Here is a 12387-nt window from a genome sequence, read left to right as displayed (position 1 = left end):
TTTTCAAGTTAGTTTTAAAAGCTTTTGCCTGACGGCAATAGCGCCGTGGAACCACCTGATCCCATGCCGAACTCAGAAGTGAAACGCGGTAGCGCCGATGGTAGTGTGGCATTCGCCATGCGAGAGTAGGACACTGTCAGGCACCTATTTAGAAGAGGCCTCCCATTCGGGAGGCCTTTTTGCATTTCTGTCTTCCAAAAAACTGCACTGCCGCCGGCATTTTAGTAAAAGTGCTGGGCTATCAAGGGATTGCCCGTTACTCTTTAGCCGTTGCCGATTAACACGTGATGCTGCCAGCGAGGTATTGATGGCTACGTTGAAGGAAATTGCACAGGAAGCGGGGGTTTCTCTCGCCACGGTATCCCGGGTACTGAACGAGGATCCCAGCCTGAGCGTCAAGGAAGAGACCAAGCAGCGGATCTTCGAGATTGCCGAACGGCTGGAGTACAAGACCAGCAGCGCCCGCAAGGGGGTACACAAGAGCAAGCTGCACTTTCTGGTGGTCTATGCCTATCCCCAGAGTACCGAGGTCAACGACCCTTACTATCTCGCTATCCGCTATGGCATCGAGACCCAGAGTGCCCGCCTCAATATCGAACTGACTCATCTCTACAACTGCGGTGAAGGGCGCGAACTGAGCGCCGTGGATGGCATTCTGGTGGTCGGCACCCTCACAGCCGAGCGTCTCGTCCAGCTAAGGGCTTGTTCCAGCCAGCTGGTGTTTGTTGACTGCCGTTCACAGGGAGAGTTTGACTCGGTCGATGTGGATCTCGCTCTGATCAGCCAGCAAGTGGTTGATTACTTTATCGCGCAGGGGCACCAGCGCATCGGTTATATCGGTGGCCAGGATGATGGCCCGGATCTGCGCGAACTGGCGTTCCTCGACTACGGTCAGCGCCTTGGTGTGGTGCAGGAGAGCGATCTCTATCGCGGGGATTTCTCCAGCGCCTCCGGCTACAAGTTGGCCAAAGAGATGCTGGCGGGAGATTGGCCCAAGGCGCTGTTCGTTGCCTCCGACTCCATCGCCATCGGTGTGCTGCGTGCCATCCACGAGAAGGGACTGGCAATTCCCCAGCAGATCGAGCTTATCAGCGTCAACGATATTCCGACCGCCAAGTTCACCTTCCCGCCGCTCTCCACGGTGCGGATCCACTCCGAGTTGATGGGCACCCAGGGGGTCAATCTGCTGGTTGAACGGCTGCGTGACGAGCGGGATATTCCACTCCGAGTGTTGGTGCCGAGCAAGTTGACCCTGCGTGGCACTACCCGCTGATTTTAGTAAAATATTATGCTTTTTAGTCGCACCATCTTGTGGTGGTGCGACACCTCTGCCAAGCAAACCTCTTTCCCATATCATCCAATAACCTCATATCATATTGTTTTATATTTGATTTTATTGCAGATCAGCCAGCTACCATCAATATCCATGCCACTCATCCATATCTTGCCCTCCTTTATCTCCCGCTTCTGATCTTGCTCACAAAACCATCTGTTCATTGTGATCAGGTTAAAACTTTACCAATTCAAAGCTGATATTTAGTAAATATTTATCTAGAGTTTACCCAGTCAAAGTTGCCTTGTTCCGGGAGGACATGTGAATAACTGGGAAAACGTCCAATTCGTTGGTGAAAACAGGCTGGCTCCGCGCGCCTACTTCTTCTCTTATGCCGACCACGGGCTGGCGGCCACCATGCAGCGCGAGCTGAGCCGCCGTTTTCTGAGCCTTGGCGGCCAGTGGCAGTTCCACTACTTCGACCACCCCCTGCAGGTGCCGGAGGCCTTCTATCACAGCCCCATGAACGAGTGGGGCCAGATCACCGTGCCCAACATGTGGCAGATGGAAGGACATGGTCAGCTGCAGTACACCGACGAGGGTTTTCCCTTCCCCATCGACGTGCCCTTCGTGCCGACCAACAACCCCACCGGCGCCTATCAGCGCAGCTTCACGCTGAGCCCGGCCTGGGACGGCGAGCAGGTGATCATCAAGTTTGACGGGGTGGAGACCTACTTCGAGGTCTATGTGAACGGCCACTATGTCGGCTTCAGCAAGGGCAGCCGTCTCACCGCCGAGTTCGATATCAGCGCCTACGCCAAGGTTGGCGAGAACCTGTTGTCGGTGCGGGTGATGCAGTGGGCTGACTCCACCTATATCGAAGATCAGGACATGTGGTGGATGGCGGGGATCTTTCGCGACGTCTATCTGGTGGGCAAACCGGCCGCCCATGTGCAGGACTTCTTCATCCGCACCGCGCTGACTGATGACAACCAGAGCGCTACCCTGAGCTGCGATATCCAGCTCGAGAACCTGGGGGCGGCCGCCCGTGATCACCGTCTGGTCTGGTCCCTGCTGGATCAAGGCAGCGAGATCGCCAGCGGCTCCCTCGACCATCTCGCCATCGACGGCAAGTGTGATTGCCGCTTCACGCTGGATCTGGCCAATCCCCATCTGTGGAGCGCCGAAGATCCTTACCTCTACCAGCTGCAACTCTCCCTCTACAACGGTCGGGGTGAGCTGCTGGAAGTGATCCCGCAGCGGGTCGGGGTGCGTGACATCAAGGTCAAGGATGGCCTCTTTTACGTCAACGGCCACTACCTCAAGCTGCACGGGGTGAACCGCCATGACAACGACCACCTCAAAAGTCGCGCGGTCGGTATGGACCGTGTTGAACGCGATATCGTGCTGATGAAGCAGCACAACCTCAACTCGGTGCGCACTGCCCACTACCCGAACGACCCGCGCTTCTACGAGCTGTGCGACCAGTACGGTCTGTTCGTGATGGCGGAGACCGACGTGGAGACCCACGGTTTTGCCAACGTTGGCGATCTTAGCCGCATCACCGATGACCCCTTCTGGGAGCCGGTGTTCGTGGATCGCATCGAACGCCACGTGCACGCCCAGAAGAACCACCCCTCCATCATCATCTGGTCGCTCGGCAACGAGTCCGGCTACGGCTGCAACATCAGAGCCATGTACCAGCGCTGCAAGGGGATCGACCCGACCCGGCTGGTGCACTACGAAGAGGATCGCGATGCCGAGGTGGTGGATGTGGTGAGCACCATGTATTCGCGCGTCTCCCAGATGAACTGCTTCGGCGAGTTCCCGATGGCGAAGCCGCGCATTATCTGCGAATACGCCCACGCCATGGGCAACGGCCCGGGTGGCCTCAGCGAATATCAGCAGGTGTTCGACCGTCATCCCCACATTCAGGGTCACTACATCTGGGAGTGGTGCGATCACGGCATTCTGGATCAGGACGAGCAGGGCCGCCCCGTTTACAAGTACGGTGGCGACTACGGCGACTACCCCAACAACTACAACTTCTGCATGGATGGCCTCATCTATCCGGATCAAACCCCGGGGCCGGGCCTGCGCGAATACAAGCAGGTGATCTGCCCGGTCAAGGTGCGCGCGCTGGATCTGGCCAGCGGCAAGCTGGCGGTGGAAAACCGCTACTGGTTCTCCACTCTCGACGATATCCGTCTACTGGTCGAAGTGAAGGCCGAGGGCGAACTGCTGGCCAGCCAGCAAATCCGGCTGGAAGGGGTTGCCCCCAGTGCCACCTCAGATCTGCAACTCGAACTGCCATCCCTCGATGGGCGGGAAACCTTTGTCCAGCTGCGGGTCATCAAGGCCACCGCCACCCGCTATAGCGCGCCGGAACACGAGCTGGGCCAGTACCAGTTCCAGCTGAAAGAGTCGACTCGCCAGCTGCAGCCCTTTGCCAATCCCAACGCCACCCCGTTGCAGATTACCGACGAACGGCTTGATCTGACCTTGAGCGGCAGCGGCTTCGCCCTGCGCTTCTCGCGCCTCGACGGCAAGCTGGTGAGCTGGCAGCAGGATGGTATCGAGCTCATTGAGCGCTCGCCGCGCCTCACCTTCTTCAAGCCGATGATCGACAACCACAAGCAGGAGTACGAGAGCCTGTGGCACCCGAACCACCTGCAGATCATGCAGGAGCACTTCCGCACTCTGAGTTGGCGCCAGCTGGGTGAGGCGGTCGAGGTGACGGTCGAGAGCCTGATCGCGCCGCCGGTGTTCGACTTCGGCATGCGCTGCCGCTACGTCTACACCCTGAGCCCGAATGGCCAGCTGCACGTGGCACTCTCCGGCCAGCCCTACGGCGGTTATGACGACATCATCCCCAAGATCGGCTTCGAGCTGGGCATTCGTCAGGATCTCGACCGGGTGCACTACTACGGCATGGGGCCGGGTGAAAACTATCAGGACAGCCGCCAGAGCAACTGGATCGACAGCTTCCAGAGCACAGTCAGCGAGATGTGGGAGCACTACCCCTTCCCGCAGGACAACGGCAACCGCCAGCAGGTGCGCTGGGCGACCCTGACCAACCGTCACGGCGCCGGTCTCTACGTGCGACCCGATGCCCCCATCAACCTGAGCGTCTGGCCCTACAGCTGGGAGCATATCCACGCGGCGCAGCACATCAACGAGCTGGAGCCCTGCGGTTATCTCACCCTCAATCTGGATCACAAGGTGCTGGGACTGGGTTCCAACTCCTGGGGCTCCGAGGTGCTGGACTCCTGGCGGGTGCGCTTCGAGCCATTCAGCTTCGGCCTGACCCTGCTGCCCATCGCCCGTGGCAACCTCAATCCGGCTGCGCTGGCCGGGCTCGATCTCACCATCAACGGCGGGAGGAACCTCGCATGATCACCCTGGACAACCTGACCCTGTTCAAAAACATCTACCGGGAGGGCAAGAAGTGGGGCCGCTGCGTGGAGGCCATCAACAACCTGCCGAACCTCAAGCCCGGTATCTGCCACTCCATCGGTGACTCCCTCACTTACCGCTTGCAGGAGGGGGCCAGCCCGGCCACCTCACTGTTCGAGGGGCAGCGCCGCTATTTCGACGTCCACTACTACCTGGAAGGGGAAGAGACAGTGGAGTGGGCTGCCAAGAGTGAGCTGCGGGTCGAGCAGGCTTATGACGACACCACCGACCGCGAGTGGCTGGCTGGTGAGGTGCGTGAGCGCCAGCAGGTGGGTAACGGGCAGGTGGTGATCTTCGAGAACGACGAGGCCTACCGTTTCGTCGGTGATGCGCCGGTGCGCAAGGTGATCATCAAGGTCACCGTCGAAGGCGGCTACTTCAAAAACAAATAACAAGCCGCTGGTTCTGCACTGACAAAAGCCGGAAGGGCGGGGCTCACCCTACAACCCACGCCCCGCTCTTTCGCGAGATAACTACAGGTCTGGAGATGCACCATGTCTGATTCCAAACGCAATACGATAGGCAAGTTTGGTCTGCTGTCGCTCACCTTCGCGGCGGTATTCAGCTTCAACAACGTCATCAACAACAACATCGAGATCGGTCTGGCCTCGGCCCCGATGTTCTTTCTGGCCACCATTTTTTACTTCATTCCGTTCTGCCTGATCATTGCGGAATTTGTGTCACTGAATAAGAACTCCGAAGCGGGCGTCTATGCCTGGGTGAAGAGCTCCCTCGGCGGTCGCTGGGCCTTTATCTCCGCCTACACCTACTGGTTCGTGAACCTCTTCTTCTTCACCTCGCTGCTGCCGCGGGTCATCGCCTACGCCTCCTATGCTTTCCTCGGCTACGAGTACATTCTCACTCCGGTGGCGACCACGGCATTGAGCATGGTGCTGTTTGCCTTTGCCACCTACGTCTCCACCAACGGCGCCAAGATGCTCGGCCCCATCACCTCGGTGACCTCGTCCCTGATGCTGCTGCTGACCCTCTCCTACATCCTGCTGGCGGGTGCGGCACTGGTGGGCGGCGTGCAACCGGCTGACCCCATCACGGTAGAGGCCATGGTCCCCGATTTCAGCTGGGCCTTCCTGGGTATTACTACCTGGATCTTTATGGCAGCCGGTGGCGCCGAGTCGGTGGCGGTCTACGTCAATGACGTGAAGGGCGGCTCCAAATCCTTCGTGAAGGTGATCATCGTCGCCGGGATCTTTATCGGGGTGCTCTACTCGATCGCATCGCTGTTGATCAACGTCTTCGTCCACAGCGACACCCTGAAATATACCGGCGGCTCGGTGCAGGTGTTTGAAGGGCTGGCAGCCTACTTCGGCCTGCCGGAGATCCTGATGAACCGCTTCGTCGGTCTGGTCTCCTTCACCGCCATGTTCGGCTCCCTGCTGATGTGGACGGCGACCCCGGTGAAGATCTTCTTCTCCGAAATCCCGGCCGGCATCTTCGGCAAGAAGACGGTCGAGCTGAACGAGAACGGCGTGCCCGCCCGTGCAGCCTGGATCCAGTACCTCATCGTGCTGCCGCTGATGGTGATCCCGACCCTGGGCTCCAACACCGCGCAGGATCTGATGAACACCGTCATCAACATGACCGCCGCCGCCTCCATGCTGCCACCGCTGTTCATCATGCTGGCCTACCTCAATCTGCGCCTGAAGCTCGACCACCTGCCACGGGAGTTCAAGATGGGGTCGCGCACCACCGGCATCGCCGTGGTCTCGGTGCTGATCGCCATCTTCTCGGTGGGCTTCCTCGCCTCCACCTTCCCGACCGGTGCCGACATCATGACCATCATCTTCTACAACGTCGGCGGGATCGTGATCTTCCTCGGCTTCGCCTGGTGGAAATACAACAGATACGAGGCCTCCCTCAGCGCCGAAGCGCGTGCCAAAGAGGCCCAGCCGACAGCGCAGGTTGCCATGCAGACGCCATAAGCACGGCATTGAATACCAATCAAACCGGGTGGCCGTTGGCCACCCGCAAACCGTTGAACCAGAAAAGGAAAAGAGCATGAGCGAGACGATCGAGTTTGCCGAATTCAAACGGGTCGAGATGAAGGTGGGCAAGGTGCTGGAGGTGGTGCGCCACCCCGGGGCCGACAAACTCTACATCGTCCAGATCGACGTGGGTGGCGAGCGGCCGCTGCAGACCGTCACCAGTCTGGTGCCTTACTACAGCGAAGATGAGCTGATGGGCAGCGAGGTGGTGGTGCTGACCAACCTCAAGCCCACCAGGATGCGCGGCGAGCGCTCCGAGTGCATGTTGCTCTGCGCCGAGACCCCGGACGAGAGCCAGAGCGTGCTGTTGCAGCCGCGGGGGCCGATGGCGCCGGGCACCCCGATCGTCTGAACGGTATTGCGAGCCGGTGCGGGAGACTGCACCGGTTCACCAACGAGGTCGTCCACGCGGCCCGATCATAACAAGAGAGTAAAGCGCAGGGCCGACAGACCCTTGCCGAACACATCACAGAGTCACAGCGCTCCCCGCAGGGAGCGCGAGTCCACTGGAGGACACCATGTCTGAATCCGTACGCGGCACCATAGGCAAGTTTGCCCTGTTGTCGATGACCTTTGCCGCCGTGTTCAACGTGCGCAACATCGTCAACAACAACATCGAGCTTGGGCTCAGCTCCGCCCCCATCTTCCTGCTGGCGACCATCGTCTACTTCATTCCGTTCGTTTTCATCATTGCCGAGTTCGTCTCGGCCAACAAAAACTCCGAGTCGGGGATGTACGACTGGCTGAAAAAACCGCTCGGCACCCGGATGGCCTATCTGGGCTCGTTTCTCTACTGGTTCGTGAACCTGTTCTGGTTCGTCTCCCTGCTGCCCAACGTCATTGCCTACGCCTCCTACGCCATGCTGGGCTATGAGTACAGCTTCTCGCCCATGGTCACTTCGATCATCTCCATCGTGCTGTTTGCGGCGGCGACCCATATCTCCACCAAGGGGGCGAGCTGGCTCGGCAAAATTGCCGAGATCGTGGCCTATGGGGTGTTTGCCCTGTTCGCCATCTATGTGCTGGGTGCCCTGATGGCTCTGAGTGGCGATCATGTGCCGGCCCAGCCCATCACCCTGGCGGCGATGACTCCCACCGTCAACTGGGCGACGCTGGGTATCATGTGCTGGATCTTCCAGGCGGCGGGCGGTGCCGAAACCGCGGCGGCCTACCTCAACGATGTGAAGGGGGGCCAGAAGTCCTTCATCAAGGTGATCATCAGTGCGGGTATCGTCATCGGTGCCATGTATGCGGTCGGTTCCCTTTTGGTGAACGTGTTCGTACCGCGCGAGAGCCTCACCTATGCCGGCGGCATGGTGGAGATCTTCACCGGCATGGCCCAGTACTTCGGGCTCTCCGAAGCGCTGGTGGGCCGCTTCGTCGGCGTGGTGCTGTTTATCGCCATGTTTGGTTCCATGATGATGTGGACCTCGGCGCCGGTGAAGATCCACTTCTCCGAGATCCCGCAGGGGGTTTACGGCGAGAAGACCACCCAGCTCAACGAGCACGGCGTGCCGGTGCGCGCCGCCTGGTGGCAGTTTGTCTTCGTGTTCGCGATGCTGGTGGTCAACGGCTTCGGCTCCGAGTCGGTGCAGCAGATGATGAACACCGCCATCAACCTCACCGCCGGCACAGCCATGCTGCCGCCGATCTTCATCATGGTGGCCTACTTCGTGTTCCGCTGGAAACATGACGATACCCCCCGCGACTTCCGCATGGGGTCGCGCAAGTTCGGCATGGCGGTGGTGTCGGTGCTGATCACCATCTTCGTGGTGAGCATGAGCGCCTCCGCCTTCCCGAGTGGGGTGGATCTGGTGCGCGCCTTCTTCATCAACGTCTTTATGACCGCGGTCTTCTCGGCGCTGGCCTACTGGTGGATCTCCCGCTTCGAGAAGCGGCAGGCCCGCAAGCTCGTCGGCAATGAGAAGAAAACCGGCAACGGCACGCTGGCCAGCCAGCGCTGATCGGCTGAGCGAAAAAGCGGAACGGGCGGCCTTTGTCGCCCGTTTTTTTATCCATTTTTAACCGTTTGGGAGCTGTCAGGGCCGGTTTATCGTCAACTTTTGCTACTCGATATAGCGAAGGCGTTAAGCATTGATGAACAATTATTCGCCGCTCAACTTTGCGCCTCTCCGTTATCGGGGTAAGCTGGAGGTTCGTTTTAGCGGGAGGTGCCAGACATCTCCCGCTCTGTTTCTTGTCCTCCCCAATCCTGACTGCCGTCACGGCAGCAGGATGCCCTTCTGATGGAGACCTTTCGTGCGTCTGGATCCCTTTACTGTTGTGCTGATTGCGGTGGTCACCCTGGCCTCCCTCTTTCCCTGCGAGGGGCAGGTGGCCGTCTGGTTCGGTCTGCTGACCAAGCTGGCAGTGGCGCTCTTGTTCTTCATGCATGGCGCCAAGTTGTCGCGCCAGAACCTGTTGGCGGGCCTCGGTCACTGGCGGCTTCATCTGGTGGTGATGCTCAGCACCTTCGTGCTGTTTCCGCTGCTGGGGCTGTTGCTCACGCCGCTGGTACCGAGCTGGCTGAGCCCGGCCATCTACCTCGGCTTCCTCTATCTCTGCGCCCTGCCTGCCACCGTGCAGTCGGCTATCGCCTTTACCTCGATGGCGGGGGGCAATGTGTCGGCGGCGGTGTGCAGCGCCTCGGCCTCCAGTATCCTCGGCATCTTCCTCTCGCCGGTGCTGGTGGGGATGATGATCCACGTACAGGGGGAGGGGAGCGACACCTGGCACTCCATTCAGTCCATCATGATGCAGCTGATGCTGCCGTTTGTGGTGGGCCACCTGTCGCGCCCGCTGATCGGCCGCTGGGTCGACAGCCACCGTCCGCTCATCGGCAAGCTGGATCAGAGCTCCATCCTGCTGGTGGTCTACGTCGCCTTCAGCGAGGCGGTGGTGCAGGGGATTTGGCATCAAGTAGGCTGGTACGATCTGGCCAGTATCGTACTGCTGAGCTGCGTCTTGCTGGCGCTGGTGCTCTGCTGGAACGTCTGGATCAGCCGTCGCCTCGGCTTCGACAAGGCGGACGAGATCACCATCGTCTTCTGCGGCTCCAAGAAGAGCCTCGCCAACGGGGTGCCGATGGCCAACGTCATGTTCCCGGCGGCCAGCGTCGGTGTCATGGTGCTGCCGCTGATGATCTTCCACCAGATCCAGCTGATGGTCTGCGCCGTGCTGGCCCGCCGCTATCATGAGCAGGGGCATTGATACTCGCGCCATTTTTATTGCCATAACAAGAGGGAGGCCCGTTGGCCTCCCTCTTTTCATCTGCATGTCGACCGGCGTGCTAGCGTTTGCGCCAGACGGTCAGCTGCGCCACCGTGTGCTGATATTTGCGGGCGGTCTCGCGGATGACGAAGGGCACATCCCGCGGCGGGCAGTGCTCCTCGAACTCCGCCGCCAGCAGCCGTTGCAGCGCCTGATAGGTGGTGAGCGCCTCGCCGTTTTCGCGAATGCCGCCGAGCCAGTTGGCGGGGGGGGTATATTCCGCTAGCCAGGTATAGGGGCTGGTGAGCACCAGCAGGCCACCGCTGCGCAGCCGCGGGGCGATATCCCGCAGGAAGCGGGCGGGCTCCCGCAGCCGGTCGATCAAGTTGGAGGCGAGCACCAGATCGTAGTGGTCATATTTGGGCTTGAGGTTGCAGGCATCCCCCTGACTGAAGTGGATGCGCTCAGCCTGACTTGCCCCCAGCCCGTGGCTCGACAGGCGCGCCTCGCAATACTCCACCAGTTCACCCTCCAGCGGAATGGCGTAGCGGAAGCTGTCCTGGCTGGCGAGGGCCAGCGCCACATCGATGAAGCGGGCCGAGTAGTCGACCCCGTCCACATGCTGGAAGTGGCGAGCCAGTTCGAAGCTGGCGCGGCCGGTGGCACAGCCGATATCCAGCGCCCGCTGGTGGTTGCTGCACAGCTCGCCAGCAAGATCAGCAAGCGTTTTGGCGTAGTTGGCTACCCCGAAGTGGCTCGGACCGTACTGGAAGTCGAGGTACTGAGCGACGAGCGTGTCGGTTTCATAGGGATTCACGATAACGGGTTCCTGATAACGGGAGACCAGATAGCGGAAACCCGCATGCTGGAAGAAGTGACGCCGGAAGGCGTAACGGGATGATTTGAGCGCTTCGTTACCCGTGCTGATCCAGCTGCCACCCTTGATCAGGGTGTGCTTGCCATCAAAGGTGGGGGTGGAGAAGTCGTCGTAGAGCGGGTGGATTTTAAAGCCGTCGAAGCCATCGATGGCGGTGCTGGTCCACTGCCAGACATTGCCCACCAGATCGAAGAACTCCCCTTGCGGGCAGGCATCCACCGGGCAGGAGGAGGCAAAACGGGCCAGATTGATATTGCCGGGGGCCTGTGTCCAGTCCGGCTGATCGCCGGGAACTTGCTCGCGCAGCAGCATCCATTCCGCCTCGCTCGGCAGCTGGATGGGGAGTCCAGTCTGGGCCGCCTTCCAGCGGCAGAAGGCGGCCGCCTCCAGCTGATTCACCTCGACCGGCCAGTCCCAGGGCATGGCGACCTGCTCGGTCATCAGCCGCAGCTGCAATTGCCCGGGCTCGGCAGGATTACCCACCCAGAAGGTGGGCATCTGCGCCTTGGCGTACTGGCACCAGCCCCATCCCTCCTCATCCCACCACTGTTGCTGGCCGTAGCCGCCCGCCTGGACGAAGGCGAGGTACTCGGCATTGCTCACCAGCATGCGGCTGGCCTGAAACGGGGCCAGCTCGATCTGGCGCTCGCCATATTCGTTGTCCCAGCCGTAGGTGGCGTCCCGCTTGCCAAGGCGCACCTTGCCGCCGGCCACCGGCAGCAGGTTGTTGGCGGGCACCTGATCAATGTGGTGGCGGGCTTCAGTGCAGGCGGGCCAATAAGGCTGCGGCCGCACCCAGGCGAGCGGCAGCTGGCGGATCAGCACACTGGAGGTCTCGAGGTGGATGCGCTCGTGCTCTATCCCCATCAGGATCACCCAGGCTGGGCTCTGCCAGTCGATGGGCAGGGTGAGCGGCATCTGCCGGATGAAGTCGCACACCAGTGTACGGACTCTGGCTCGATAGCTGCGCAGCTCGCTGACCTTGGGCCAGTCGTAGTGGGTCTCGTCCAGATCGTCCCAGCTCATCTCGTCCACCCCGATGGCGACCATGGCCTCGATGCGGGCATCCATCCGCTGATCGATCAGGCGTGCCGCCAGCAGCTTGTTGATAAAGAAGGCGGCGGTGTGGCCGTAGTAGAAGATGAGCGGATGGCGCAGCGGGATCGCCTTGTTGAACCAGGCCCGCTCATCGGCCAGACAGTCGAACAGCGAATTGTAGAGATCGAAGGTCTGGCAAAAGTAGGTGAGCAGCTCGCGCCGTTTCTGCTCGGGATCGCTGCCGGTCAGCAGCGGGGTGCGAGTCTGCTCCGGCAGACCGGTGGCAGTGGAATAGAGAGGGCTTGCTTGGGTCACGCTCTGACTCCTTGTTGGCAGTGAAGACTGACAAGACAGTGGTAATGACATTACCGCAATGGAGAGCTTGGTACGCACGAAGTACCACTATTGGCTCAACAGACCGGCAGGGCAATTAAAAACTTCCACGGGCTGTCAGCATAGTGACCGGCAGGACGACCCGCCAATCAGCCGCAATCATATCCGTTCGAGAATGGTTATTTTCACCAAAATAT

8 protein-coding genes and 1 rRNA gene are annotated in these 12387 nt (G+C 60.2%); 8 read left to right on the top strand and 1 reads right to left on the bottom strand.

The window, feature by feature from the left end; translation table 11 throughout:
• The first annotated feature begins 27 nt into the window (after positions 1-27).
• From rrf to AACT07_RS20315, 8 genes are all read left to right on the top strand, one after another.
• Positions 28-142, top strand: a 5S ribosomal RNA gene (gene rrf / locus AACT07_RS20350).
• Between the two features lie 165 nt (positions 143-307).
• On the top strand, positions 308-1273 hold the full coding sequence (ebgR, locus tag AACT07_RS20345) for a transcriptional regulator EbgR (RefSeq protein ID WP_069529765.1): 966 nt from the start codon (positions 308-310) through the stop codon (positions 1271-1273).
• A gap of 321 nt (positions 1274-1594) precedes the next feature.
• Complete coding sequence (ebgA, locus tag AACT07_RS20340) at positions 1595-4669, top strand: beta-galactosidase subunit alpha (RefSeq protein WP_069529764.1); 3075 nt, start codon at positions 1595-1597, stop codon at positions 4667-4669.
• Positions 4666-5121, top strand: a complete 456-nt coding sequence (locus tag AACT07_RS20335) for a beta-galactosidase subunit beta (protein WP_069529763.1) — start codon at positions 4666-4668, stop codon at positions 5119-5121. Before ebgA ends, AACT07_RS20335 begins: the two co-directional genes overlap by 4 nt.
• 102 nt (positions 5122-5223) lie before the next feature.
• Positions 5224-6669: an amino acid permease gene (locus AACT07_RS20330; RefSeq protein WP_069529762.1), complete on the top strand. Its 1446-nt coding sequence runs from the start codon at positions 5224-5226 to the stop codon at positions 6667-6669.
• Between the two features lie 76 nt (positions 6670-6745).
• Positions 6746-7084, top strand: a complete 339-nt coding sequence (locus AACT07_RS20325) for a tRNA-binding protein (RefSeq protein WP_069529761.1) — start codon at positions 6746-6748, stop codon at positions 7082-7084.
• Positions 7085-7250: 166 nt separating this feature from the next.
• Complete coding sequence (locus AACT07_RS20320) at positions 7251-8696, top strand: amino acid permease (RefSeq protein ID WP_069529760.1); 1446 nt, start codon at positions 7251-7253, stop codon at positions 8694-8696.
• A gap of 295 nt (positions 8697-8991) precedes the next feature.
• Positions 8992-9942: a bile acid:sodium symporter family protein gene (locus tag AACT07_RS20315; RefSeq protein WP_069529759.1), complete on the top strand. Its 951-nt coding sequence runs from the start codon at positions 8992-8994 to the stop codon at positions 9940-9942.
• A 79-nt stretch (positions 9943-10021) separates the two neighbouring features.
• Here AACT07_RS20315 and ovoA read toward each other — a convergent pair whose 3' ends face one another.
• Positions 10022-12172, bottom strand: coding sequence for a 5-histidylcysteine sulfoxide synthase (gene ovoA, locus AACT07_RS20310; RefSeq protein WP_069529758.1), 2151 nt, complete (start codon positions 12170-12172; stop codon positions 10022-10024).
• Between the last annotated feature and the right edge of the window lie 215 nt (positions 12173-12387).

Source organism: Aeromonas sp. ANP5, from assembly GCF_963870295.1.
GTDB classification, from domain to species: domain Bacteria; phylum Pseudomonadota; class Gammaproteobacteria; order Enterobacterales; family Aeromonadaceae; genus Aeromonas; species Aeromonas veronii.
Note: the sequence above shows the minus strand (reverse complement) of the source record. Positions and strands in the feature narration are given on the sequence as shown.

What these genes read in the sequence shown, in the direction of transcription:
- ebgR (WP_069529765.1), top strand. Translation starts at nt 308, where the DNA reads ATGGCTACGTTGAAGGAAATTGCACAGGAAGCGGGGGTTTCTCTCGCC.
- AACT07_RS20335 (WP_069529763.1), top strand. Translation starts at nt 4,666, where the DNA reads ATGATCACCCTGGACAACCTGACCCTGTTCAAAAACATCTACCGGGAG.
- AACT07_RS20330 (WP_069529762.1), top strand. Translation starts at nt 5,224, where the DNA reads ATGTCTGATTCCAAACGCAATACGATAGGCAAGTTTGGTCTGCTGTCG.
- AACT07_RS20325 (WP_069529761.1), top strand. Translation starts at nt 6,746, where the DNA reads ATGAGCGAGACGATCGAGTTTGCCGAATTCAAACGGGTCGAGATGAAG.
- AACT07_RS20320 (WP_069529760.1), top strand. Translation starts at nt 7,251, where the DNA reads ATGTCTGAATCCGTACGCGGCACCATAGGCAAGTTTGCCCTGTTGTCG.